We start from the raw sequence: 25,131 nt of genomic DNA, 5'->3' as shown, positions 1-25,131 counted from the left end.
GGGCGGGGCCGGCCACCGGCCCGGCGGGGCGGACGGCCCCGGGGACGGGCCGGCCCGCCCGCCGGTGCGGGTGATGGTGGTGGACGACCACCCGATGTGGCGCGACGCGGTCGCCCGCGACCTGTCCGAGGCCGGGTTCGACGTGGTGGCCACCGCGGGCGACGGCCCGCAGGCGGTGCGCCGCGCACGGGCCGCCGGGCCGGACGTGCTCGTGCTCGACCTCAACCTCCCCGGGCTGCCCGGGGTGCAGGTGTGCAAGGAGGTGGTCGGCGACAACCCCGCGGTGCGGGTGCTGGTGCTCTCCGCCAGCGGCGAGCACGCCGACGTCCTGGAGGCGGTGAAGTCCGGGGCCACCGGCTATCTGGTGAAGTCCGCGAGCACCGCGGAACTGCTGGACGCGGTGCGCCGCACCGCGGCCGGCGACGCGGTGTTCACGCCCGGACTGGCCGGCCTGGTGCTGGGCGAGTACCGGCGGCTGGCCGGTGAACCGGCCGCCACCGCCGCCGGGCGGGAGAATGCCCCGCGGCTCACCGAGCGGGAGACCGAGGTGCTCCGGCTGGTGGCGAAGGGACTGTCGTACAAGCAGATCGCCGAACGGCTGGTGATCTCGCACCGCACCGTGCAGAACCACGTACAGAACACCCTGGGCAAACTGCAATTGCACAACCGGGTGGAATTGGTGCGCTACGCGATCGAGCGTGGCCTGGACACTTCCGGGTGAATCCGGACGTACCAACTCGCTTCCGTCGCACCCGAATTCACTCTCCGTCGCGGAATCTGTGACCTGCGTCACCCCTAGTGTGGCCCCGTACCGGTCCCCATGAGCGGGTCCCCCACGGCAGAAGGGAAGATGCGATGCGGGTCGGAGTACTGACCGGTGGCGGTGACTGCCCCGGACTGAACGCGGTCATCCGCGCCGTCGTCCGCAAGGGAGCGCAGACCTACGGCCACGACTTCACCGGATACCGGGACGGCTGGCGCGGCCCGCTGGAGGGCCGTACCGTGCCGCTGGACGTCCCGGCGGTGCGCGGCATCCTGCCCCGGGGCGGCACCATCCTGGGCTCCTCCCGGACCAACCCGCTGAGCGCCGACGGCGGCGTGCGGCGGATCAAGGAGAACCTCGCCAAGGACGAGGTGGACGCGCTCGTCGCGATCGGCGGCGAGGACACCCTGGGCGTCGCCGCCCGGCTGAGCGACGAGTACGGCATCCGCTGCGTCGGCGTCCCCAAGACCATCGACAACGACCTCTCCGCCACGGACTACACCTTCGGCTTCGACACCGCCGTCAACATCGCCACCGAGGCCATCGACCGCCTCCACACCACCGCGGAGTCCCACATGAGAGCCCTGGTGGTGGAGGTGATGGGGCGTCACGCCGGGTGGATCGCGCTGCACGCCGGACTCGCCGGCGGCGCCAACGCCATCCTCATCCCGGAACAGCGCTTCGACGTCGACCAGGTCTGCGCCTGGGTGGAGTCCCGCTTCCGCACCCGCTACGCCCCGGTCGTGGTGGTCGCCGAGGGGGCCATGCCCAAGGACGGCGAGGCGGTGCTCAAGGACGACTCCCGGGACTCCTTCGGCCACGTACGGCTCTCCGGCATCGGGGAGTGGCTGGCCAAGCGGATCGAGGAACGCACCGGGAAGGAGGCCCGGACCACGGTGCTCGGCCACGTGCAGCGCGGCGGCACCCCCAGCGCCTTCGACCGCTGGCTGGCCACCCGCTTCGGACTGCACGCCATCGACGCCGTGCACGAGGGCGACTTCGGCACCATGGTGGCGCTGCGCGGCACCCGGATCGTCCGGGTGCCGCTGACCGAGGCGACCGCCCGGCTGAAGACGGTCGACCCGGCGCTGTACGCCGAGGCGGGCGTCTTCTTCGGCTGAACCGCCGGCCGGCGGGCCGGGCCGCGTGCCGGGGGCGGCGGGGCCGCGTGCCGGGGCGGCGGGGCCGGCCGGTCCCGTCGTCCCAGGGCGGCCCCCGGCCGGGCGCCCGTCGGTCCCCCGGCCGCGGCGTCCGGTGCGGGGCGGCCGGCTCGTACCGGCCGGTGCCGGGGCACCCAGCAGCCGTGCCGCCCGGTGCCGGCCGGTCCCCGGGGTCCCGCGCCCGGTGCCGGCCGGGTCCGCTCGTCCGGCCGGGGTCCGCCCGGGCCGGCCGGCTCACACCAGGACCGCCGCCAGCAGCTCCGCCGTGATCGCCGCGCCGTTGCGGGTCAGCACCGACTCCGGGTGGAACTGCACCGAGGCGAAGCCCGGGCCGCGCAGCGCGTGCACCTCGCCGGTGGCCGGGTCGCGGCTCACCTCGACCCCGCGCAGCGCCAGCCCGGCCGCCGCCCGGTCGTCGCAGCGGGCGGTGAAGCTGTTGTAGAAGCCCACCGTCTCGGCCCGGCCGAACAGGTCGATGCGGGTCTGGGCACCCTGGTACGGCACCGCCTTGCGGACCAGCTCCAGCCCCAGCTCGGCCGCGATCAGCTCGTGCCCCAGGCACACCCCCAGCACCCCGTGCCGGTGCCCGCGCAGCAACCGCCCGGCCAGGTCCCCCAGCAGCCGCATCTTCGGGTCGGCCGCGTCCGCCGGGTCGCCCGGCCCCGGGCCCAGCACCACCGGGCCGGGGTGTGCCAGGGCGTCCTCCCGCAGCCCCGGCTCGTCGTACCGGCGCACGGTGACCGCCGCCCCGGACGACCGCAGCAGGTGCGCCAGCATCGCGGTGAAGGTGTCCTCCCCGTCCACCACCAGCACCCGGCCGGTCACCTCCGCCGGCCGGTCCTGCATCCGCAGCCAGAACGGAGCCAGGTCCGCGCGGCGGGCGTCCAGCGCGGCCCGTACCCGGGGGTCGTCGGCGAGCGCCGGGGCGGCCGCCGCGGACCGGGCCGGCCCCGGGCGCACCCCCAGCGCGGCCAGCACCCCGGCGGCCTTGGCGTGCGTCTCGGCCACCTCCGCCCGCGGGTCGGAGCGCCGCACCAGGGTGGCCCCCACCGGCACCCGCAGCCGTCCGGTCCGGTCGATGTCCGCGGTGCGGATGAGGATCGGCGAGTCCAGCGTCCGGGCGCCGCCGGCGTCCCGGCCGATGAGCGCCAGCGCGCCCGCGTAGTAGGCCCGCCCGACCCCGTCGGCGTCCAGCGGCTCGTACCGCCGGATCACCCGGCAGGCGTTCTGCACCGGGGAGCCGGTGACCGTCGCCGCGAACATCGTCTCCCGCAGCACCTCCCGCACGTCCAGCGTGGACCGGCCGCGCAGCTCGTACTCGGTGTGCGCCAGGTGGGCCATCTCCCGCAGCCGCGGTCCCACCACCACCCCGCCCATGTCGCCGACGGTGCACATCATCTTCAGTTCCTCGTCGACCACCATGGACAGCTCCTCCACCTCCTTGCGGTCGTGCAGGAACTCCAGCAGCCCGGCGACGTCCGGCCCCTCGGGCGGGTAGCGGTAGGTGCCGCTGATGGGGTTCATGACCACCGTCCCGGCCGCCCGCGGCCCGCCGGCGGCGCCCGGCCCGTCACCGGCCGCCGTCCCGAGGTCCGCCCCCGCCCCGTCACCGGACCCCGACGGCGGCCGGCCGTCCGTTCCGCCGGACATCCGGACGTGCACCTCCGGGCTGGCGCCGACCAGCGTCCGCCCGCCCAGGTGGACCACATAGGTCCAGTACGCCCCGCGCTCGGACTCCAGCAGCCGCCGGAAGAGCGCCAGCGCGTCGGCGACCGTGTAGCCGGGGATCTCGCCGCGGTAGGTGCGGCGGATGACGAAGTTCGCGCCCTCGCCGGTGCCGATCTCGTCCCGCACCACCCGCTCCACGGTGCGGGCGTACTCCTCGTCGGCGACGTCGAACCCGCCGCCGGTGACGGTCACCCGGTGGCCGGGGAGGGCGTCCCGCAGCTCGGCGAGCGGCAGCCGGTGGGTCTCGGTCGGCAGCAGCACCGCCAGCGGCGTGCCGTCGTCGGGCGCGTCGAAGCCGCGCTCCCGGATCTGCCGGAACGGCACCAGGGCGAGCGCGTCGTGGACCGGGCCGCCCCGGCCGGGCCCGTCCGCGGGCAGCGGGATGTCGGCGAGCCGGTCCACCTCGGTGACCGGTCCGACCAGCACCTCCACGCTCCCCCCGGTGCCGGGGGAGAGGCCGGGGGTGCGGCGGTGCAGCAGGGCGAAGGAGGGGCAGGCGCCGCTCAGCAGCCGGCGTACGACGGCGTCCGCGGCGGTGCGGGGGGCGGCGCCGGCGGGGCCGCCGGGGCCGGTCTCGACAGGGTCGTGCACGGTGATCGTTCCTTTCGCGGGGAGGAACGGCCGGCACCGGATACGCCGAAGGCCGCCCCTCGGGCGGCCTTCGCTGGCGAATGGGATGTACGCGCGATCAGTGGGCCGCCGGATGAGCGGTCCACCACCAGAACGTGGTCAGTCGTGCGAACATGTCCGGCACCCTACCCGACGTCGCGGGGTGGCCGGTCCTGTACCACCGGGTGTCTCATCTTGTGGGCACCGGGCCGGAGCCGGGCGCCGACCCCGTACTGTTGACGCGTGACCGTGAACGCTGAAACCCACGCCGGGGACCACACCTGGCGCTCCCTGCCCGCGGCGCAGCAGCCCGACTGGCCGGACCACGAGGCTCTGCGCGATGTCATCGCCGAGCTGGAGTCCTATCCCCCGCTCGTCTTCGCCGGCGAGTGCGACCAGCTGCGTACCCGCCTGGGAGCCGTCGCCCGGGGTGAGGCGTTCCTGCTGCAGGGCGGTGACTGCGCCGAGGCGTTCGACGCGGTGGGCGCGGACCAGATCCGCAACAAGCTGAAGACGCTGCTCCAGATGGGTGCCGTGCTCACCTACGCCGGGTCGGTCCCGGTGGTGAAGGTGGGCCGGATCGCCGGCCAGTACAGCAAGCCGCGTTCCAAGCCCACCGAGACCCGGGACGGGGTCACCCTGCCCACCTACCGGGGCGACTCGGTCAACGGCTTCGAGTTCACCCCCGAGGCCCGCATTCCGGACCCGCAGCGGCTGAAGCGGATGTACCACGCCTCCGCCTCGACGCTGAACCTGGTCCGCGCCTTCACCACCGGCGGTTACGCGGACCTGCGCCAGGTGCACGCGTGGAATCAGGACTTCGTGAAGTCCTCCCCGGCCGGGCAGCGCTACGAGGCGCTGGCCCGTGAGATCGACCGGGCGATGAACTTCATGAACGCCTGCGGCGCGGACCCGGAGGAGTTCCGCACCGTGGAGTTCTACTCCTCGCACGAGGCGCTGATCCTGGACTACGAGTCGGCGCTGACCCGCACCGACTCGCGGACCGGCCGGCTCTACGACGTCTCGGCGCACATGCTGTGGATCGGTGAGCGCACCCGGCAGCTGGACGGGGCGCACATCGAGTTCGCCTCCCGGATCCGCAACCCGATCGGGGTGAAGCTCGGCCCGACCACCACCGTGGAGGAGGCCCTCACCCTGATCGACCGGCTGGACCCGGAGCGGGAGCCGGGCCGGCTGACCTTCATCACCCGGATGGGCGCGGGCAAGATCCGCGACCGGCTGCCGGAGCTGGTGGAGAAGGTGACCGCCTCCGGGGCCCAGGTGGTGTGGATCTGCGACCCGATGCACGGCAACACCTTCGAGGCGGCCTCCGGGCACAAGACCCGGCGCTTCGACGACGTGCTCGACGAGGTCAAGGGCTTCTTCGAGGTGCACAAGCACCTCGGGACGCACCCGGGCGGCATCCACGTGGAGCTGACCGGCGACGACGTCACCGAGTGCGTGGGCGGCGGCGACGAGATCTTCGTGGACGACCTGCACCAGCGCTACGAGACCGCCTGCGACCCGCGGCTCAACCGCAGCCAGTCGCTGGACCTGGCGTTCCTGGTCGCGGAGATGTACCGGGACCAGTAGCCGGGGCCGGCGCCGCGGCGCCGTGAGCCGAAGATCGAAAAGGACGAATGGGGCGCGGATCACAGCGATCCGCGCCCCTTCGCGCTGTTGCCCCGGACGCCGGGGCGGGTAAGGTTAGGGTTACCTTATCGATCAACGGCCTGAGCGTTCAGGAGATCCGCGTGTACGTCTGCTCGTGCTTCGGCATCACCGAGAAGCAGGTACTCGCGCATGCGGAGTCCGGCGCCTGCACCCCCCGGCAGATAGCCGGCGCCTGCAAGGCCGGCACCGACTGCGGGTCCTGTGTGCGCCGCATCCAGGCGCTGCTGGGCCGGGGCAACTGCCCCCGGCGGGAGATGATCGACAAGGGTGAGTCCGCGGCCGCCGCGCTGGCGCCCGACACCCCGACGCGGATCCCCGGCGTACCGGACCCCCTGCCGCTGCGCGGCGGGGCCGCCGCATGAGCGGCCCCGGCCTCTCCTGACGTCCGCGGGGCGGACACCATCGCCGGCCGGCCGCCCGGGCGGCACGCGGTTCCCGTCCCCGGGGCGGGACGGCTTCCGGTCCGTCGCCCGGGCCGGTCCGGTCAGGTCTCCGGCTGCTCGATCAGCTGGGCGATGTAGAGCGGCTCACCCAGTTTCTCCACCAGCTCCAGCTGGGTGTCGAGGTAGTCGATGTGGTGCTCCTCGTCGGCCAGGATCGACTCGAAGATGTTGGCCGAGGTGATGTCCCCCTTGGCCCGCATCACCTCGATGCCGCGCCGCAGCCGGTCGATCGCCTCCACCTCGATCTGCCGGTCGGCCTGGAACATCTCGGTGACCGTCTGGCCCACCCGGACGTGGAACAGCCGCTGGTAGTTCGGCAGGCCCTCCAGGAAGAGGATGCGGTCGGTGAGCACCTCGGCGTGCTTCATCTCGTCGAAGGACTCGTGCCGGGTGTACTTGGCGAGCTTGTACCAGCCGTTGTTCTCCTGCATCTTCGCGTGCAGGAAGTACTGGTTGATCGCGGTCAGCTCGGCGGTGAGCTGTTCGTTGAGGAACTCGATGACCTCGGGGTCGCCCTGCATCGAGGGGCTCCTTCCCTGTGCGCGCGGAGTACGGCCGGTGTGCGCGCATCCTCGCACCGCGCCACAGAGCCGTCCAGTAAGTTCACGCTTAGTGGGTTCTGCCCGGTTGCTCCCGGAGCTGGTCATGACCACCCCCGGGGGTCTGACACCATGGACCCATGGGACAGTCGGAAAGCCGTGAGGGGGAGCTCGCACAGCTGCCCCCAGGGCAGCGGCTGCAGCGCGGTTGGCCGGTCACGCACTACGGACCGGTCCCGAAGTTCAGGCCGGAGCGCTGGGAGTTCCGGGTCTTCGGGGCGACCGCCGACGGGGAGAAGCGCAGCTGGACGCACGACGAGTTCTCGGCACTGCCCTACACCACCGTCGTGGCCGACCTGCACTGTGTCACCAAGTTCAGCATGCTCGGCGCGGAGTGGGGCGGGGTCGCGGCCGGCACCTTCCTGGCGCTCGCCCCGCCGGCGCCGGAGGTCACCCACGTCATGGTGTGGGCCGAGTACGGGTTCAGCTCCAACCTGCGGCTGTCCGATTTCGCGTCCGAGAAGACCATCTTCGCCACCCACCGGGACGGTGAGGTGCTCACCGCCGAGCACGGCTTCCCGGTCCGGCTGATCGTGCCCCACCTGTACGCCTGGAAGGGGCCGAAGTGGGTGCGCGGCGTGGAGTACATGACGGCGGACCGCCGCGGCTTCTGGGAGGAGCGCGGCTACCACAACATCGGCGACCCCTGGCGTGAGCAGCGCTACTCCTACCAGGAGGAGCCGGGGGACGGCCCCGAGCTGTAGCCCGGGCCCGGCGGGCAGCCCCGCCGTGGGCCCGCCGACCGGCCCGGCGGAGCTGCCCGCCGGACCGGTGCCGTGCCCCGGGCCGCACGGTTCATGGGCCGGTGGTGGCTCCGGCACGGCTGGGGCCGGACCGAACGGGCCCCCGGGCGAGCCGTGGCCCGTGGCGCTCCCGGGGCGAGCCGCGGCCCGGGGTGCTCCGCGGCGGACGGGGGTCACGACCGGTGCCGGTCGGCCGTCAGCCGTCCCGCAGCGCCTTGAGCCGCGCGATGTCGGCCGCGTACTTCTCCTGCGGCCCCGGCGTCTCGATCACCAGCGGCACCCCCTCGGTCGCCGGATGGGCGAACAGCTCCCGGAACGGCTCGGCCCCGATGTGCCCGGCGCCGATGTTCTCGTGCCGGTCCTTGTGCGCGCCCACCACGTCCTTGGAGTCGTTGGCGTGGATCAGCTTCAGCCGGCCCTCGCCGGCCACCTGGACCAGCTCGTCCAGGGTCCGCTTCACCCCGCCCGGGGCGGCCAGGTCGTGCCCGGCGGCGAAGACGTGGCAGGTGTCGAGGCAGACGCCCAGCCGGGGGTGGCGGTCCAGCGCCTCGAAGTACGGTCCGAGGTCGGCCACCAGCGAGCAGAGCGAGGCGCCCTGTCCGGCGGTGGGCTCCAGCAGCAGCCACGGGTCGTCCGGGTGGTCCAGCTCCTCCAGCAGCGGCAGCATCCGCTCCCGCACCTGGGCCAGGGCCTCGGCGCGGCTCCGCCCGCCGGTGGCCGACCCGGTGTGCACCACGACCCCCAGCGCACCGATGGCCCGGCCGCGGCGCAGCGAGTGCCGCAGGGAGGCGACGGAGCTCTCCACGGTGGCCGGGGTGTGCGAGCCGAAGTTGATCAGGTAGGGCGCGTGGATGTACGCGGGGAGCGCCTGCTCGGCGCAGCCGGCCCGGAACCTCTCGTCCTGGGCCGGGGTGCCGGCCGGGGTCGCCCAGCCGCGGGGGTTGGCGACGAAGACCTGGACGGCCTCCGCCCCGATGTCCCGGGCGTAGGACAGACCGGTGGTGGCCAGGCCGCCGGCCACCTTCACATGGGCGCCGACCGGGTTGCGGGCGCGGAGGGCTCCGGCGCCGGGGGGAGTAGCAGACGTGCTCACCGTATCCAGGGTGCCAGGCCGCGCCGGTCCGCCCGGCACCGGGCCCGCCGCACCGGCCGGCGCGGGGGCTCCTCCGGTCGGACCCGCCGGATCACGCCCGGTCGGCACGGTGCGGGGTGATCTCCGGGGCGGGCGTCCGGAGACCCGCCCTGGGCCGGGGCCGTCCCGGGCCCGGCGTACCGCCGCGCCCGGGACGGCCGCCGGAACGCGGACCGCCGCCCGGCCCGCGGGGGCCGAGCGGCGGTGTGTGCGCCGGGGCGGCGGGACCGAGCGGCGGTCGCCGGCGCCGGGGGCGACGGTCAGAGGACGCCCTTCACCTTGAGGGTGATCTCGCTGCCCTCCGGGGCCTTCTCGCCGGCGTCCACCGACTGGTCGGTCACCGTCTTGCCGGGGAAGAGCAGCGGACGGTCCACATGGACCTCGAAGCCCAGCGCCTCCAGCTCCTCCTGGGCGTCGTCCACGTCGTCGCCCTCGACATCCGGCACCTCGATCATCCGCGGGCCCTTGGAGAGGGTCAGCGTGATGGTGTCGCCGCGGGCGGCCTGTTCGCCCTCCGCCGGGCTCTGCTCGGCGACCGCACCGGCGTCCTGCTCGGAGAACACCCGCTCCTCGGCGAACTCGACCTTGAAGCCCGCCTCGTGCAGGTCCGACTCGGCGTCGGCCCCCGGGTCGCCGATCACGTCCGGGACGTCGATCGGTTCGCCCTTGCTGACGGTGAGAGCCACGGCGCTGTCCGGCCTGCGCTCGGTGCCGGCGCCCGGGTCGGTGGCGAGCACCCGGCCCGCCGGGGTCTCGTCGCTGAACCGCCGGGTCACCTTGCCCACGGTCAGCCCCGCGTCCTTGATCTTCGCCTTCGCCTCGGTCAGCGGCATGCCCACCACGTTGGGCACCTCGGTCCGCGGCGGGCCCTGGGAGATCCGCAGCGTCACGGTGCCGGTGTTGCGGATGCGCTCGCCGACCCCGGGGTCGGTCTCGATGACCTTGCCCTTGGGCACCACGTCACTGAACTCGCGGACGATCTCGGCGTCCAGGCCCTCGCCGTCCAGCTTCCGCTCCGCCTCCGCCTGCGGCAGTCCGATCACCCCGGGCACCTTGGTGAACTGTCCGGCGCTGATGTACCAGACGCCGGCCCCGACGCCCAGGGCCACCAGCACCGCCGCGATCAGCGCCAGGAGCCGGCGGCGGCGCAGCCGGTCGCGCCACCCGGCACCGGCCGGGCCGGCCGGGGGCGCCGGCGGGCGCTCCAGCCGGCTGGTGCGGCCCGGCGCGTCCGCCTGATGCCCGGGCCCGGCCCCGGCGGCCGGCGGCCGGGCGATCACGGTGGTGCGGTCCTCGGAGCGGTCCCGCTCCCCGTCCCGGGCCCCGGGCGGCACGCGGTCCAGCTCGGCGTCGGTGAGCGCGGCCCGCGCCGCACGGACCACCCCCAGCAGCTCCACCGCGTCCGGCGGCCGCCGCTCCGGCTCGCGGGCGGCGGCCCGGGCCACCAGCCCGTCCAGGCCGGGTGCCAGCCCCGGCGCCACCGCGGACGGCGGCGGCACGTCCTCGTGCAGGTGCTGGAAGAGGATCTGCGCCGGGGTGCCGCCGTCGTGCGGCTTGGCGCCGGTGAGCATCTCGTACAGCACCACACCGCAGGCGTAGACGTCCGCCCGGGTGTCGGCGCTGCCGTGCTCGATCTGCTCCGGGGCCAGGTAGGAGACCGTGCCCATGATCGACTGGGTGTCGGTGCCGGTGGCCGCGTCGACGGGACGGGCGAGCCCGAAGTCGGCGACCTTGACCCGGCCGTCGTCCCCGATCAGCACGTTCTCCGGCTTCACGTCGCGGTGCACGAAGCCGGCCCGGTGGGCCGCGCCCAGCGCCGCGAGCATCGGCTCCAGGATGTCCAGCGCCGCCCGCGGCTGGAGGGCACCGCGCTCCCGCAGGACGTCCCGCAGCGTGCACCCGGCCACGTACTCCATCGCCAGGAAGACGTAACCGCCGTCGGTCCCCTGGTCGAAGACGCCGACCACGTTGGTGTGCGCGAGCCGGGCCACGGACTTCGCCTCGCGGATGAAGCGCTCCACGAACGCCGCGTCGGCGGCGAGCGAGGGGTGCATCACCTTGAGGGCGACCACCCGGTCCAGGCGGGTGTCCAGAGCCCGGTAGACGGTGGCCATCCCGCCCACGGCGATCCGCGCGTCGACGCGGTAGCGGCCGTCGAGCACCTGGCCGACGAGCGGATCCTGCAGGGTCGTATCCACGACAGGAGAGTCTACGAGCCCCGCCCGACACGCCCGGCCACCTGCGTCGCGACCCGGTCCGACTGCGACCGAACGGTGACATGGCCGGCGGTGGAACCGGGCTCGCCGCTGCCCAGGGGCTGCCGCAGCTTGCCCTCGTCCAGCCCGTAGGCGCACAGGATGTCGCGGTCCCCCAGCAGCCACCCGGACTTCTCCGGGAAGTAGAAGTAGATCGCCACGTCCTCCTCCGGCAGGGCGTCCGTGTCGACGGGGTACTCCTCGTCCCGCTTCCCGCAGCCCTCCTCGGCGAGCCTGGTGATGGTCTCCTCACCCGGATAGTCGACGTGCCCGGTGACCGGGAACTTCCCGAACGCCTCGGCGTCGTGGGGGGTGTCGCAGGGCAGCAGCCCCACCGTCTGCTCGCTGACGGCCTCCTCCGACACCGGCAGCCCGGCGGAGGTGTCGAAGCAGTCGCCCACCTCGATGTCGAAGAGGCTGACCTGACGCGCGTCAGGCCGCGGCCGGTCCTCCCCGGCTGCCGCCCTGCCCGGACCCCTCGCCCTCGTTCCCCCCGCCGCCGGTCCTGGCCGCCCGGCTCCCGCCCCCTGCTCCGCGCCCTGCTCGGTGCGCCGCTCCCGTGCCGGCCCGCCGGAGGAGTCGTCGGAGTCCCCGGCGACCACGCCGATGATCACCAGCGTGACGATGAGCACGGCCTCCACCGACGCCACGGCCACCGCGGCGATCGCCATGCCGCGACCGCGCTCCCCGTTCCGGGGGATGGTCAGCAGCGCCGCGATGCCCAGCGCCAGCGCCAGCGGGAAGAGCGCCAGGCAGGCCGTCACCAGCGCGGCGATGGCCAGCGGGCTGTACCGGGCCGGCTGCCACGGCGGCCCCGGCGGCCAGCCGTACCCCGGCAGGGGGCACCGGGCCGGGGGAGGCACCGCGCCCGGCAGGGGCATCGCGCCCGGCGGGGGGCGGCGGCCAGGCCGGGCCGCCGCCCGGGGCCGGAGGGGCGGGCCGGCCGGAGGTCCGGGCGGGGGGCGGGATGCTCATGCTGCCGCGTGCTCCTCACTGGGGCGCCCCACCGACGGGGCACGGTCGCGCCGCGTCACGAGACGATCACGTTCCTACGTGCGCGGAGCGTACATCAGTTCCCGAAAGCCGGTCGCTCGGGGTCGAGGTGCGCCACGCCCTCGGTCGGCGAGGAGGCGTGGGCGAAGTGCCGGCGCGGGATACGGCCCGCCCGGCGGGCCAGCCGGCCCGCCGCGACCGCGTGCCGCATCGCCTCCGCCATCAGCACCGGCTCCTGGGCACGGGTCACCGCCGAGGCCAGCATCACCGCCGCGCACCCCAGCTCCATGGCGAGCGCCGCGTCCGAGGCGGTGCCCGCCCCCGCGTCGAGGATCACCGGCACCCGCGCCTGCTCCACGATCAGCTCGAAGTTGTGCGGGTTGCGGATGCCCAGCCCGGAGCCGATGGGCGAGCCCAGCGGCATCACCGCGGCGCACCCCACGTCCTGGAGCCGCCGCGCGAGCACCGGATCGTCGTTGGTGTACGGCAGGACCGTGAACCCGTCGTCCACCAGCGTCTCGGCCGCGTCGAGCAGTCCGACCGGGTCCGGCAGCAGGGTCCGCTCGTCGGCCACCACCTCCAGCTTGACCCAGTCGGTGCCGAGCGCCTCCCGGGCCAGCCGGGCGGTGAGCACCGCCTCGCCGGCGGTGAAGCAGCCCGCCGTGTTGGGCAGCACCCGGATGCCCAGCCGCTCCAGGACCGAGAGCACCGAGCCCCGCACGGTGGGGTCCAGCCGCCGCATCGCGACGGTGGTCAGCTCGGTGCCGCTGGCCACCAGCGCGCGCTCCAGCACCTGCAGGCTGGGCGCGCCGCCGGTGCCCATGATCAGACGGGAGTCGAAGGTGGTCCCGCCCAGAACCAGCGGATCGTCGGCCACGGCTCAGCCCCCCTGCACCGCGGTGAGGACCTCGACCCGGTCCCCGTCCCCGAGCGGGGTGCTGGGCCACTGGCTGCGGGGGACGACGGTCTCGTTGACGGCGGCGGCCACCCCGCTGCGGGCGGGGGTGAGGTCGGCCACCAACCGGTCGAGGGTGAGGCCCTCGGGGATCTCGCGGGTCTCGCCGTTGACGCTGACGGTCATGCGGACAGCTCCTGACGTGCGGGTGCCTCCCCGTCCGCCGCACGGGGGCGCGGGGAGGGCACGGACGAGTGGCCGGCGGTGAACCGCCGGGGGAGAACGGGCGGGCGTGGGCGGGCGGCTCACCGGTGGTGAGCACCTGTGCCATCACATCGCCGGTGACCGGGGTGAGCAGCACCCCGTTGCGGTGGTGGCCGGTGGCCAGCAGCAGGCCGGGCAGCTCGGTGGCGCCCAGCAGCGGGGCGTTGTCGGGGGAGCCGGGGCGCAGCCCGGCCAGGGTCTCGGTGAGCGGCAGTTCGGTGATGCCCGGCACCAGTTCGTGGGCGTCCCGCAGCAGTTCGTACACCCCGCCGGCGGTGACCGTGGTGTCCCAGCCCATCTCCTCGCTGGTCGCCCCGAGCACCAGCTCACCGTTCTCCCGGGGCACCAGGTAGACGTGCCCGCCGCGCACCACCGCGCGCACCGTGCGGGACAGGAACGGCGCGTGCGTCCCCGGCACCCGCAGCCGCAGCACCTGGCCCTTGACCGGGCGCACCGGCGGCACCACCTCGGGCGGCACCCCGGCCAGCCGGCCGCTGAAGCTGCCCGCGGCGAGCACCGTGCGGTCCGCGGACAGCCGGGTGCCGTCCGCCACCGCCACCCCGGTGGCCCGGTCGCCGTGGCACAGCAGGCGCTCGGCGCGGACGCGGTGGAAGGCGACCCCGGCGCGCTCACAGGCGGTCAGCAGCGCGGCGGCCAGCCGCCGAGGGTCGGTCTGGTGGTCGCCCTCCACCCGCAGTCCGCCGCACACCCCGGGCGCCAGCATCGGTTCCAGCCGGCGGCACTCGCGCCCGTTCAGCCACTGCGCGTCCAGCCCGCAGCGTTCCTGGAGCGCGTGCAGCTCCCGCAGCTGGGCGCGATCGTCGGCGTCGAGCGCCACCGCCAGCGTGCCGCAGGCCCGGAACCCGATGTCCTGCCCGGCGGCCTCCTCCAGTTCGGCGGCGAACTGAGGGTAGCGGCGCGCCGAGGCGAGGTTGAGGCCGAGCAGGGTCTCCTCGCCGGGGGTGAGTTCGGACACCGCGGCGAGCATCCCCGCCGCCACCTGCGCGGCCCCCCGGCCGGGCGCCGGGTCGGCCACCGCGCAGCGCAGCCCCCGCTGGGCCGCCCGCCAGGCCGTGACCAGGCCGATGATGCCGCCGCCGACCACCACGACGTCGTACGGCTTCGCTACCGCGTGCATGGGCGGACCGCCCCTCCCTTCGCCGGCATGACCCGGATCAGGTTCGTACGGTCGGAGGCCGCCTCAGCCTCCCTCTCAGCCCGGTGCGTCCGGGCTCCCGCGAGTGCTCTGTGCCCGCCACCCTAGTACGCCGCCCGAATCCGCCGGAAGGCCGAGGCCGGGTGGCCGGCCGGCGCCGCCGCCGACGGGCGGGCCGCCGGGGCGGTGTACGCGGGTACCGTCCACGGGCCGCCGGGGCCGGCCGGGTCCATCAGAGGACCACAGCCTCCCCGTGCCCGCCGAGCCGCCGCGGGCGTACGGGTGCCTCGGTCCGTTCCCCGGCGCCGCCCTACAGTGAGCAGGTGACTGATGGGCTGAGCACACCGACACCGACACCGACACCGACGCCGACACCGACCGGCTCCGGGGGGGCCGACGACCGGCGGGTGGTGATCGCGGGCGCGGGCATGGCCGGGGTGCAGACCGCCGTCGCGCTGCGGGAGGAGGGGTGGGCCGGGCGCATCGTGCTGCTGGGGGCCGAGCCGCACCGGCCCTACGACCGCCCCCCGCTGTCCAAGGCGGTGCTGCTCGGCAAGACCGACGACCCGTCGTTCGACGTGGACTTCGCGGCCCTGGGCGTGGAACTCCACCTGGGCCGCCGTGCCACCGGTCTCCGCACCGGCGAGCGGCTGCTGCTCACCGACGCCGGGCCCGTACCGTACGACCACCTGGTCATCGCCACCGGCGCCGAACCCCGCACGCTGCCCGGGACGGAGCACCTCGCCGCGGAACCGGCGGCCGGCCGGGGCGGTCCCGGACTGCACCTGCTGCGCACCCTGGACGACGCCGAACGCCTCCGCCCGCTGCTCGCCGAGCGGCGCGACGTGGTGGTGGTCGGCGCCGGGTGGATCGGGGCGGAGTTCGCCACCGCGGCGCGCGAGGCCGGGTGCGCGGTGACCGTGGTGGAGGCGGCCGGCCACCCGCTCGCCGGTGTCCTGCCGCCGGAGGTCGCCACCCGGCTGGCCGGCTGGTACCGGGACAGCGGTGCCGAACTGCTCACCGGGACCACCGTGGTGGGCGTGGACGGCGCCGGGCTGCTGGTCTCGTCCGGCGGCGGGCGGCCCACCCGGCTGACCGCGGACGCGGTGCTGGTGGGGATCGGTGCCCGGCCCGCCACGGACTGGCTGGCCGGCTCCGGGATCGAACTGGCCGAGGACGGCTCGGTCCGGGCGGACCGGTGGCTGCGCGCCTCCGCCGAGGAGGTGTACGCGGTCGGTGACTGCGCCTCCTTCCCCTCGGCCCGGTACGGCGAGCGGCTCCTGGTCCACCACTGGGACAACGCCCTGCAGGGTCCGCGGACCGTCGCGGCCAACGTGGTCGGCTCGGGCCGGCCGGACTTCACCGGTGCCGTCTACGACCCGGTGCCGTACTTCTGGTCCGAGCAGTTCGGCCGCTTCGTGCAGTACGCCGGCCACCACACCGCCGGCGACCGGCTGCTGTGGCGCGGCGATCCCGCCGGTGCCGCGTGGTCGGTGTGCTGGCTGCGGGACGGGGTGCTGGTCGCGCTGCTGGCGGTGGGCCGGCCCCGGGACCTCGCCCAGGGCCGGAAACTCATCGAGCGTGCCGCGGAGATCGACCCGGAGCGGGCGGCGGACGCCTCGGTGCCGCTGAAGTCGGCCGCCCGCTGACCCGCCGTCCCGCTCCCGGCTGACCCGCCGTCGGCCGTCCGCCTGCCAGCCTGTCCGCGCGGCCGTCGGGCGGACGGGCCCCTGGGCTGTGCGGGTGCGGGGCCCCGGTCGTGGTGCGCCGTGACGCCGGGCGGCCCGACCGTCGGCGCGGGAGCGGGCGTGCGCCGTCCCCCCGTGGGCCGGGCGTGTGCGCCGTACCCCACGAGTCGGCGCGTGCGCCGTGCTTGCGCACCCATGGGCGCGTACGCCGGCCGGGCCCCGTACGGCCGTACGCCGGGCCGGGACGGACCGGGACCGCGACCCGGGCCCTTCGCACCCACGGCCCCGCACCCCGGCCCCGCACCCCCGGCCCGTGCCCTCGCCCCTCGGGCCCGCCGCGCCAGACCCTCGTGTCCCGTGCTGCCCCGTGCCGCCGCGCGTCGCGTCCCCGGGTGCCGTGGCCAGGCACGTCGGTGCCGGAGGGCCGGCCGGCGGGTGGGGCGACCCGTCGGGACGCGGTGCGCTCGCCGAGTGTCCGTGGGGGATGGCAGGCTTGGTCACGTGACCGAGATTGACGCGAACATCGATGCCCTTGTGCCCGCCTGGCTCACCCTCCCCGACATCGCCGAACGGCTCGACGTCGAGGTGACCCGGGTCCGGCAATGGGTCAAGGAGGGCCAGCTGATCGCCGTGCGGCGTGGCGAGAACCGGGTGTTGCAGGTGCCGGCCGCGTTCATCGGCGAGGACAAGGTCGTCAAGGGGCTCAGCGGGACCCTGACCCTGCTGCGGGACGACGGCTTCAGCGACGAGGAGATGCTGGAGTGGCTCTTCACCCCTGACCCGACCCTGCCCGGCACCCCCGCCGAGGCGCTGCGGGAGAATCGCGGTACGGAGGTGAAGCGCCGCGCCCAGGCGCTCGCCGTCTGAACCGAGCAGCCGCACGGCGTGCGGGCCGGACACCGGCCCGCACGTCACCGATCCGGGGGGTACCGCCCATGGCCACCGCCGCAGCCGCGACGACCGCAGCCGCCACCGCGACCGGAGCCGCCGCGCGCCGGAAGCTCGCCGACGCCCGGCTCTACCTGTGCACCGACGCCCGTAAGCGCCAGGGCGACCTGCCGGAGTTCCTGGACGCGGTGCTGGCCGGCGGGGTGGACATCATCCAGCTGCGGGACAAGGGCATGGAGGCCGGCGAGGAGCTGGAGCACCTGGCCGTCTTCGCGGACGCCTGCCGGCGGCACGGCCGGCTGCTCGCCGTCAACGACCGGGCCGATGTGGCGCACGCCGCGGGTTCCGACGTGCTCCACCTCGGACAGGGCGACCTGCCGGTGCCCGCGGCCCGTGCCGTCCTCGGCGCCGATGTGCTGATCGGCCGCTCCACCCACGCCGAGGCCGAGGTGGACGCGGCGATCGCGGAGCCGGGTGTGGACTACTTCTGCACCGGGCCGTGCTGGCCCACCCCCACCAAGCCGGGGCGGGCCGCCCCCGGCCTGCCGCTGGTGCGGTACGCCGCGGAGCGACGGCCGGACCGGCCGTGGTTCGCCATCGGCGGGATCGACGCCGGCAACCTGGACCAGGTGCTGGAGGCCGGGGCCCGCCGGGTGGTCGTGGTCCGTGCCGTCACCGAGGCGGACGACCCCGGCGCCGCCGCCGCCGAGCTGGCCGGGCGCATCCGCGCGGCCGTCCGGGCCTGACCGCCCGACCGCCTGCCCGATGCCCGGACCGGGCGCCGGCGGGTCCGGCCGCCCCGCCCGGCGTCCGGACCGTGCGCGAGGGCCCGGGTTGCTCCGCCCGGCGTCCGGACCGTGCCCAACGGTCCGGACGCCGGGCGTCGCGTACGACTCGTGCCGCCCGGTGCCCGGGCCCGCACCCGGCAGAAACGGAACGGGCGCGCACCGGGCAGAAACGGAACGGGCGCGCACCGGGCAGAAACGGAACGGGGACGCCCTGCGACCCCCGGCGGCAGGGCACCGGCGCGTGCGCCGCGCCGAACGCCCCGAGGCGTACGCCCCCGCGCGCCGCCTGCGCACCCGCGGCCCCGCCCGTCCCGCTCGGTCCGCCGCCGTGAGACCGCCGGTGTCCGGAGTGCGGACACTTGACCGGCGAAAAGGGCATATCGGCCCTTCGGCTGTGCGTGACCCACCCCGCTGGCTAACCTGCCGTTATGGCCCTAGGCACCGCTTCCACCAGGACAGACCGCGCACGCACCGTGCGCGAACTGCTCGCCTCCGGCGAACAGTCCTACTCGTTCGAGTTCGCCGCCCCGAAGACGGAGAAGGGCGAGCGGACCCTGTGGAACGCCATTCGCCGCATCGAGGCGGTCGCGCCCACCTTCGTCTCCGTGACCTACGGGGCGGGGGGTTCCTCCCGGGAGGGCACCGTCCGCGCCACCGAGCGCATCGCCACCGACACCACCCTGACCCCGGTCGCGCACCTCACCGCCGTGAACCACTCCCTGGCGGAGCTGCGGAACATCATCGGCCAGTACGCCGACGCCGGCATCCGGAACATGCTCGCCGTCCGCGGCGACCCGCCCGGTGACCCGATGGGCGAATGGGTGCCGCACCCGCAGGGCGTCACCTACGCCGCCGAACTGGTCCGGCTGATCAAGGAATCCGGCGACTTCTGCGTCGGTGTCGCGGCCTTCCCGGAGATGCACCCGCGCTCCACCGACTGGGACACCGACGTCCGCCACTTCGTCGACAAGTGCCGCGCCGGCGCGGACTTCGCGATCACGCAGATGTTCTTCTACCCCGAGGACTACCTGCGGCTCCGCGACCGGGTGGCCGCCGCCGGTTGCGACACCCCGATCATCCCCGAGATCATGCCGGTCACCAACGTCCGGCAGATCGAACGGTTCGCGCAGCTCAGCAACGCGGCCTTCCCGCCGGACCTGGCCGAGCGGATCCTCGCGGTGCAGGACGACCCGGCGGCGGTACGCTCAATCGGAATCGACTACGCCACGGATCTGTGCGCGCGGTTGATGGCCGAGGAGATCCCCGGGCTGCACTTCATCACCCTGAACCACTCCACGGCGACCCTGGAAATCTACGAGAACCTCGGGCTGCACCAGCGGTCCGAATGACGGCGGGCAGCCCATGCCCGCCGTGGGAGAGGGGCGTACATGGGCTGGGCGGTCCTCTACATCGCGTTCGGTCTGGTCGCGCTGTGGTTGCTCGGTGAGGTGCTGCTGCAGCACAAGGCGCGGCTGCGCTGGCGACTGGTCGCCTTCACCGGCTTCCTGGGCGTGGTCGCGGGCGTCCTCGCCTCCTCGGTGCTGGTGATCGGCGCGGGGGCGGCGGCGTTCGCCGTCGGCCAGGTCTTCGTGACGCTGTCCTTCCGCCGCGGCTTCACGGCGGGCTGGGCGCTGAAGAAGGACCGGCCGGCCGCGTCGCGCGGCACCCGCACGGCCGGCGCGGCGCCGGCCGCCGCGGACCGCGAGCCGGAACCGGTGCCGGTGCCGGAGCCCGGGCAGCCGCCGCTGCCGACCTATCAGCCGGAACCGCTGCCGGACGACACCGGAGGCTACGCCGCCTACCGGGACCCGGAGCCGCAGGCCGCGACCGAATCGCAGCCCGGCTACGCCCCGTACGCCACCGCGGAGGCCGGCCACCCCGGCTACGGGTCGCACGACGGCCACGCGCCCGGCCCCGGCGGCGCGGAGGTCCAGGACACGGCGCAGGACGGCGCGTTCGGCACGGACTTCGGCGGCTACCCGGGGCACGGGGCCGTCCCGGACCCGGCGTCCGACGGCGCACCGGACCACGCCGGTGTCGCCGGCGGGCCGGCCGCCGCGGACCACGACTACGGCGACCACGACTACGGCTACGGCACGGACGCCGGGACGTACCCCTCCTACCCGGAGGCCGACCCGTACCAGCCCGCGCAGCAGCCCTACCCGGCGTACCAGGACGGGGCCTACGACGAAGGGGCCTACGACCCCTACGGGCAGTACGCCACGGCGGCCGGCGACCCGTACGCCGTACCGGACCCCTACGCCGCACCGGCCGGCCAGGACCAGGCGCACGACCCGTACCACGCGGCCCAGCCCTACCTCGGGCCCGACGACACGCCGCCCGGTGGTGTGTGGGTGCCCCAGCAGCGGGAGGGCGACGGCTACCCCGCCCCGCCGCAGTACCCGGCCGAGCAGCCCTACGAGCAGGAGCCCGACCCGGGCGGCTACGGGCCGTACCGCTACTGACCCGGCTTCCGGCCCGGCCGGCGCGGTTGCCGGCCGGCGCGCGGCTGAGGACTGTGGGGCGGGGACGCCCGCGGCTGCGGGTCGTGCCCCCTGGCGACCCGGGCGGCTGCGAGCCGGGCCGCGACCGACCCGCGCGGCCGTGCCGTACGGCTGTCGAAGTCCGGCGGCGGCGCGGGATCAGCGGCGCGGTGAGGCCCACGGGGCCCGGCACCGACGAACGGTCGGCGCGGGTGTCGGGGGCCGGGCGCGAGCAGCGGCCGCGCCGGTCATGGGACTACCGCGCCGTGGAGCCTGCCGGGACGGGCGGCCCGGAGAAGGACCGGCCGCGTGCCGGAGCCACGGCGGACCGTCCGCGCCCCCGGGCCACGGCGGACCGGTCGGTCCGCCACGGTGCGGAGCGGCCGGACCAGCGGCGGCGTGCGGCGGCCGGGTCGGAGGCCGGCGACGGGGTCGGAGGCCGGCGGAGACCGGCCCGGACCGGCGGCACGGCCAGGGGCCGGCCGGCGGTCCGGGCGGGGTCACTGCGAGCCGCGCCAGTCGGCTCCCTCGACGATCAGCCCGGCGACCAGCGCGCCCGACATTCCCGCGTGCGGCAGCCCGCCGCCCGGGTGCGCCCAGCCGCCGGCCAGGTACAGACCCGGTACCCGGGTGAGGTTGGCCGGGCGCAGCAGCCCGCCGTCGGCCCCGGCGAGGGCCGGCGGGGGCACCGCGCCGCCCGCCGCGCCGGTGTCCGCGGCGGTGTCCAGCGGGGTCCGCACCTCCCGCCACAGCACCCGGCCGGCCAGTCCGGGGACCGCCGCCCCGGCCGCGGCCACCAGGTGGTCGGCGGCCGACTCCGCGACGGCCGGGTCCGACCAGTCCACCGGACCGTGCGCCGCGACGGTGGCGGTGAGCGTCACCGCCTCGTGCTCCGCGTCCGGCCGGGTGGCCGGGTCGTCCGGGCGCAGCACCGTCACCGTCGGCCGGCGGTACGGCGCGGCCGGGCCGGAACGCCCCCCGAACACCGCGTCCAGCTCGGCGTCCCGGTCGTCGGTGTGCACCACGGTGCGGTGCGCCGCACCGGCGGGCCGGGCCCCGGAGAGCGCCAGGAAGACCGTCAGCCGGCCCGGCGACCCCGCCGCGGACCCCGCGGCGGACGGCCGGACGTCTCCGTCGTGCCACGGGCTCACCCCGCCGAGCAGGGCCGGCAGCGCCGCCGGGGGACAGCCGGCGACCACCGCGTCCGCCGCGACCTCCGGTGCGCCGGCCCCGGCCCCGGCGAGCGTCAGGCCGGCCACCCGGCCGTCCCGCAGGACGATCCCGGTGACCTCGGCGCCGAAGGAGAACTCCACCCTGCGCGCCCGGCACCGCCGGTACACCGCATCCGCGAGCGCGCGCATTCCGCCCCGTACGTACCAGCTGCCGAACGTCTGTTCCAGGTACGGCAGTACCGTCGCGCCGGCCGGGGCGGTCCGCGGATCGAGGCCGTGCGCGAGCGCGTGGCTCTCCAGCAGGGCGACGAGCCGGGGATCGCGCAGCTCGCGCGCGCCCACGTCGGCGAGGGTCGCCGGCCGGCGCGGCCCCCGGCGGAACAGGCCGCGCCGTGCGGGCACCGGGAACGGGTCCCGGCGCAGCGCCGGCCAGTCGTCGCGCAGGGGCTCCTCCAGCAATGGCCGGCGGGTGGCGTCCCAGGCGTCCCGGGCCCGGTTGATCAGATCGCTCCAGCGCTCGCCGGAGCCCGCGCCGAACGCGCCGTCCAGCGCGCCGAGGACGCCCGCCCGGGAGGCGTTGGGAAGGAGCAGATCGGTCCCGTCCGGGAAGACGTGACGCGCGGACGGATCGACCTGGGACAGCTCGACGCACTGCTCCAGGGGCTCCTTGCCGGTCTTGATGAACAGGTCGCGGTAGACCGCGGGCAGGTGCAGCAGACCGGGGCCGGTGTCGAAGGCGAAACCGTCCCGCTCGAAACGCCCCAGCGCGCCGCCGTGGCCGCTTCCCCGCTCGTACACCGCCACCTGGTGGCCCGCGACGGCCAGCCGAGCGGCCGCCGCCATGGCGCCCATGCCGGCGCCGATCACCGCAATCCGTGCCATGCCCGTGACTCTAACCGTCCCCTCCGGTACCGCCGCGCCGCAGGTCCCGCCCCTGGCCGCACGGCCCGCCGGGACGTCCGGTGCCCCCGCACGCCGCTGCCCCGCACCGCGCCCCCCGCCGCGCCCGTCGCGCGGCCCTCGCGGTGCCCCGCGACCGTGTCGCCCCCGGACGATGCCACGCCGCCCCGGAACAGCGCCGCCCCGGAACGGTGTCGCCCCAGAACGGTGTCGGCACGGACGGTGACTGAGTACGGGTACCTAGACCCGGAGTTGAGTAGGCGAGCGGATGATCGGCCGTGCCGACGGACGGAAGAGTGGGGCCACGGAAGGGACGCGGCGCCGGCACCGCCGACACGGGGCGGCGGAACGGCGCGGCGGCCCTGACGTATGCGGGGGAACGACCGGCCGGGGCCACGGGGCCCGGCCGGCGGCACGAGGGGAAACGGGGTTCGTCCTCAATCGGCGGACGGCGCCTGGCGACAGGTGCCTCCGGCGATTGAGGACACATCCCGTTCCGGCCCGGAGGCCCGCGGCAACCCGGCCCCGGCAGCACGGCGGCTCGATGACCACCGGCCCGACGGCCCGACGCGGCGGAGGTACGCCCCGCCCCGGACCCGCCCGGACACCCACCTGGGCCCGCGCCCGGACACCCCTGTCCGGACCAGGCCCGCACATCCCCGTCCGGACCTTCGGCCCCGGCCATCCCCGTCCGGACCTGCCGCCTCGGTCATCCCCGTCCGAACCCCGTCATCCGCGTACGGACCCGCGGGCCCGGACGCGGCCGGCCCGGGCAGGGGTGCGGGGCCGGTGTCAGGCCTGGCAGGTCCGGCCCGGGGGCCGTCCGCCGCCGGCTTCCACCACCTGCCGCGGCCCGGCGCCGTCCGCGGCCTCCCGGCGCACCGGCGGGGCGAGCTCCCCGCCGGTCCGGACCGGCAGCAGCCGGAACAGTGCCGCGTGGACGTCATCGATCGACCGCCCGGGCTGGTACGACTGCCAGTCCAGCGCAGTCACCAGCACCATCCCGAAGATCGCCGAGGCGGTCAGCGGAATGTCGATGCCTGGGTCGAGTTCCCCGTCGGCCACCGCGCCGCGCAGGACGGACTCGATCACCGTGACGGAGCGCCGGCGCACCCGCATGAGGGTCGCCTGCCAGGCCCGGTTGGTCCGCCACAGCTCGGCGACGTAGAGCTGGGTGAGCGAGGGGTGGCGGGCGACGAAGTCCAGCCCGGCCCGGATCATCGCGTCGAGCGCTTCCAGATGCCCGCCGCCGTGTTCGGCGGTCTCGTCGGCCGCGTGCCGCAGCGCGTCGGTGAGCTGGTCGATGCCGTGGCGCAGCAACTCCTCGAAGAGCACGGTCTTGCTGGCGAAGTTGTAGTAGACGGTGCCCTTGGCCACCCCGGCCCGCTCCGCGATCTCCTCCACCGTGGTGGAGGAGAAGCCCTGTTCGGCGATGAGCGTCACCGCTGCCTCGAAGAGCTTCCGCCGGGTGGCCTGACGGCGTGTGCTGCTGCTGTCCATGGGCCCGATTCTCCCCGCTGATCAGGGGCTCCGGCCGCCGCCGGCCCGCTCGGGGATACGGATTCGGACGGTGCCGGGGCGCCCGGCCGAACCGGGACGGAACCACCCGGACCGTATCCGGGCGACCCGCCCGGTGGCCGGGACGTGGTGCGGCGACGTCCCGGCGGAGGGCGCGCCGGTGGGGCCGCCGACCGGCGGCAGTCCGCCGCAATCGGGATGTTTGCCCAGGTCAGAGCCGATTGTCAGTGGTGTGCCGGACGATGGGTGCACAGGGCGGACACCGTCGGTACGGCGGAGCCCGCCTCGGGACGACAGGAGGTTCGTCATGGCCAGTACCGCCGCCGCGCGCCGGCACCGTGCCGCCGCCACCGCTCCTTCACCGACCGGACCCGCGACCGATGTCCACCCCGTCCTGCGCCGCGTCACGGCCCCGCCCGCGGCGCTCGCCCTGCTCGCCCAGGCACGCCGGGGCCTGGCGGAAGCCGCCCGGCTGGAGACCCCGAACGAGCAGTACGCCACCGCCCACCTCGCCGCCCTGCGCACCGCCGCCGCGGTCCTCGCGGTGCGGGGCCGTCCCGAGCCCACCGCCCGCCGCCGGGCCCGCATCCGCAGTGCCTGGGAGGTGCTGCCCGAGGTGGCGCCCGAACTGACCGAATGGAGCGCGCTGTTCGCCTCCGGGGCGGAGCGCCGGGCCCGGGCCGAGGCGGGCATAGCCGGCGCGGCCGGCGCCCGCGACGCCTCCGACCTGATCCGGGCCGTCGGCATGTTCCTGCGCGTCGTGGAACGCATGCTGGCGCTCCAGCCGACGCTGCCCCAGCAGCCCGCCCCCGGCGACGAACCGCCGAGCGGAGGGCCCGGCGCCCCGAACCCCGGCTGACCGCCGACCCGCGCCCCCACCACCCCACCCCGGGACCGGTTCCGGCTTCGGCACCCGGTCCCGGCTGCGGGGTCGGTGGTCGCCGGGCCGATACGGCGCGGTCGTGGATGACCACACCGCGGGCCGGGCCCGACCCGCGGCACAAGTCAGGTCCTGGCCCGACCCGTGCCGCCCGGACGGCTCCCCGGACTGCCCCCGGACGGTTCCGGCCGGTGCCCGTACCCACCGCCGCCGGCACCGTGGTACGGGATGGTCGGCGCGAGGCCGGCGGGACGGTCGGTGCGGGTAGGGCGGAACACCGGTCCCGGGCACCGGCGCCCTGCCCGGCGCCCCGACGCGGTGGTGCGCCGGAGTGTCCCCTTCCCGTGGGGCCGAGGTACGGACGGAAGAGGCGAGCGCGTGCCGGCGCCGAGCCGCAGAG

Annotated in this window: 21 protein-coding genes, 1 pseudogene and 1 riboswitch; of the genes and pseudogenes, 11 read left to right on the top strand and 11 right to left on the bottom strand. The window is 75.8% G+C overall.

Annotated features, from left to right (window positions below; translation table 11 throughout):
• Positions 1-73: 73 nt before the first annotated feature.
• The gene (locus IHE55_RS06305) at positions 74-721 is read left to right on the top strand and encodes a response regulator (RefSeq protein WP_197991817.1); all 648 of its coding nucleotides are present in this window, start codon (positions 74-76) and stop codon (positions 719-721) included.
• Positions 722-855: 134 nt separating this feature from the next.
• Positions 856-1,884: a 6-phosphofructokinase gene (locus IHE55_RS06300; RefSeq protein ID WP_197988129.1), complete on the top strand. Its 1,029-nt coding sequence runs from the start codon at positions 856-858 to the stop codon at positions 1,882-1,884.
• A 273-nt stretch (positions 1,885-2,157) separates the two neighbouring features.
• On the opposite strand, the gene IHE55_RS06295 is transcribed toward IHE55_RS06300, so the two are convergent.
• Both IHE55_RS06295 and IHE55_RS32990 read right to left on the bottom strand, forming a co-directional pair.
• Positions 2,158-4,242 carry an anthranilate synthase family protein gene (locus IHE55_RS06295; protein ID WP_197988128.1) on the bottom strand — a complete coding sequence of 695 codons (2,085 nt, stop codon included), beginning with the start codon at positions 4,240-4,242 and terminating at the stop codon, positions 2,158-2,160.
• Between the two features lie 97 nt (positions 4,243-4,339).
• Entirely contained in the window at positions 4,340-4,396 is a 57-nt protein-coding gene (locus tag IHE55_RS32990; RefSeq protein ID WP_197991816.1) for a trp operon leader peptide, read from the bottom strand.
• Positions 4,397-4,503: 107 nt separating this feature from the next.
• On the opposite strand from IHE55_RS32990, the gene IHE55_RS06285 reads away from it, so the two are divergent.
• On the top strand, positions 4,504-5,853 hold the full coding sequence (locus tag IHE55_RS06285) for a class II 3-deoxy-7-phosphoheptulonate synthase (protein WP_197988127.1): 1,350 nt from the start codon (positions 4,504-4,506) through the stop codon (positions 5,851-5,853).
• A 161-nt stretch (positions 5,854-6,014) separates the two neighbouring features.
• Positions 6,015-6,296, top strand: a complete 282-nt coding sequence (locus tag IHE55_RS06280) for a (2Fe-2S)-binding protein (protein ID WP_307826534.1) — start codon at positions 6,015-6,017, stop codon at positions 6,294-6,296.
• Positions 6,297-6,418: 122 nt separating this feature from the next.
• On the opposite strand, the gene bfr is transcribed toward IHE55_RS06280, so the two are convergent.
• Positions 6,419-6,898, bottom strand: a complete 480-nt coding sequence (bfr, locus tag IHE55_RS06275; protein WP_197988125.1) for a bacterioferritin — start codon at positions 6,896-6,898, stop codon at positions 6,419-6,421.
• A 158-nt stretch (positions 6,899-7,056) separates the two neighbouring features.
• Between bfr and IHE55_RS06270 the strand changes: the two genes are divergently transcribed.
• Positions 7,057-7,680: a sulfite oxidase-like oxidoreductase gene (locus IHE55_RS06270; protein ID WP_197988124.1), complete on the top strand. Its 624-nt coding sequence runs from the start codon at positions 7,057-7,059 to the stop codon at positions 7,678-7,680.
• Positions 7,681-7,915: 235 nt separating this feature from the next.
• On the opposite strand, the gene IHE55_RS06265 is transcribed toward IHE55_RS06270, so the two are convergent.
• The 6 genes and pseudogenes from IHE55_RS06265 to thiO form a co-directional block, all read right to left on the bottom strand.
• Positions 7,916-8,812: a deoxyribonuclease IV gene (locus tag IHE55_RS06265; RefSeq protein ID WP_197988123.1), complete on the bottom strand. Its 897-nt coding sequence runs from the start codon at positions 8,810-8,812 to the stop codon at positions 7,916-7,918.
• 299 nt (positions 8,813-9,111) lie between these two features.
• Positions 9,112-11,049, bottom strand: a complete 1,938-nt coding sequence (gene pknB / locus IHE55_RS06260) for a Stk1 family PASTA domain-containing Ser/Thr kinase (protein ID WP_197988122.1) — start codon at positions 11,047-11,049, stop codon at positions 9,112-9,114.
• An 11-nt stretch (positions 11,050-11,060) separates the two neighbouring features.
• Positions 11,061-11,987: a septum formation family protein gene (locus tag IHE55_RS06255; protein WP_197988121.1), complete on the bottom strand. Its 927-nt coding sequence runs from the start codon at positions 11,985-11,987 to the stop codon at positions 11,061-11,063.
• A 188-nt stretch (positions 11,988-12,175) separates the two neighbouring features.
• On the bottom strand, positions 12,176-12,976 hold the full coding sequence (locus IHE55_RS06250; RefSeq protein WP_197988120.1) for a thiazole synthase: 801 nt from the start codon (positions 12,974-12,976) through the stop codon (positions 12,176-12,178).
• 3 nt (positions 12,977-12,979) lie between these two features.
• Positions 12,980-13,180, bottom strand: coding sequence for a sulfur carrier protein ThiS (thiS, locus tag IHE55_RS06245; RefSeq protein WP_197988119.1), 201 nt, complete (start codon positions 13,178-13,180; stop codon positions 12,980-12,982).
• Between the two features lie 70 nt (positions 13,181-13,250).
• A pseudogene (gene thiO, locus IHE55_RS06240) lies at positions 13,251-14,396 on the bottom strand (glycine oxidase ThiO); the annotation flags it as partial.
• Positions 14,393-14,507, bottom strand: a riboswitch (TPP riboswitch). It overlaps the preceding pseudogene by 4 nt.
• 335 nt (positions 14,508-14,842) lie before the next feature.
• Between thiO and IHE55_RS06235 the strand changes: the two are divergent.
• The 5 genes from IHE55_RS06235 to IHE55_RS06215 all read left to right on the top strand — a co-directional run bounded on the left by IHE55_RS06235 (position 14,843) and on the right by IHE55_RS06215 (position 20,243).
• Entirely contained in the window at positions 14,843-16,063 is a 1,221-nt protein-coding gene (locus IHE55_RS06235) for an NAD(P)/FAD-dependent oxidoreductase (protein ID WP_232265987.1), read from the top strand.
• Between the two features lie 540 nt (positions 16,064-16,603).
• Complete coding sequence (locus tag IHE55_RS06230) at positions 16,604-16,969, top strand: Rv2175c family DNA-binding protein (RefSeq protein WP_197988118.1); 366 nt, start codon at positions 16,604-16,606, stop codon at positions 16,967-16,969.
• A 68-nt stretch (positions 16,970-17,037) separates the two neighbouring features.
• Positions 17,038-17,736 carry a thiamine phosphate synthase gene (gene thiE / locus IHE55_RS06225; RefSeq protein ID WP_197988117.1) on the top strand — a complete coding sequence of 233 codons (699 nt, stop codon included), beginning with the start codon at positions 17,038-17,040 and terminating at the stop codon, positions 17,734-17,736.
• Positions 17,737-18,206: 470 nt separating this feature from the next.
• On the top strand, positions 18,207-19,127 hold the full coding sequence (metF, locus tag IHE55_RS06220; protein WP_197988116.1) for a methylenetetrahydrofolate reductase [NAD(P)H]: 921 nt from the start codon (positions 18,207-18,209) through the stop codon (positions 19,125-19,127).
• A 39-nt stretch (positions 19,128-19,166) separates the two neighbouring features.
• The gene (locus IHE55_RS06215; RefSeq protein WP_197988115.1) at positions 19,167-20,243 is read left to right on the top strand and encodes a hypothetical protein; all 1,077 of its coding nucleotides are present in this window, start codon (positions 19,167-19,169) and stop codon (positions 20,241-20,243) included.
• A 518-nt stretch (positions 20,244-20,761) separates the two neighbouring features.
• Here IHE55_RS06215 and IHE55_RS06210 read toward each other — a convergent pair.
• Positions 20,762-22,315 (bottom strand): phytoene desaturase family protein, encoded by a 1,554-nt coding sequence (locus tag IHE55_RS06210; RefSeq protein ID WP_197988114.1) that lies wholly within the window; start codon positions 22,313-22,315, stop codon positions 20,762-20,764.
• A gap of 810 nt (positions 22,316-23,125) precedes the next feature.
• On the bottom strand, positions 23,126-23,833 hold the full coding sequence (locus IHE55_RS06205; protein WP_197988113.1) for a TetR/AcrR family transcriptional regulator: 708 nt from the start codon (positions 23,831-23,833) through the stop codon (positions 23,126-23,128).
• Between the two features lie 325 nt (positions 23,834-24,158).
• Here IHE55_RS06205 and IHE55_RS06200 point away from each other — a divergent pair, with 325 nt between their 5' ends.
• Positions 24,159-24,710 (top strand): SAV_6107 family HEPN domain-containing protein, encoded by a 552-nt coding sequence (locus IHE55_RS06200; protein ID WP_197988112.1) that lies wholly within the window; start codon positions 24,159-24,161, stop codon positions 24,708-24,710.
• Positions 24,711-25,131: the final 421 nt, after the last annotated feature.

It is taken from the genome of Streptomyces pactum (assembly GCF_016031615.1).
Lineage (GTDB): Bacteria > Actinomycetota > Actinomycetes > Streptomycetales > Streptomycetaceae > Streptomyces > Streptomyces pactus.
The sequence above is the reverse complement of the archived record's forward strand: the minus strand, read 5'-3'. Positions and strand labels throughout refer to the sequence as shown.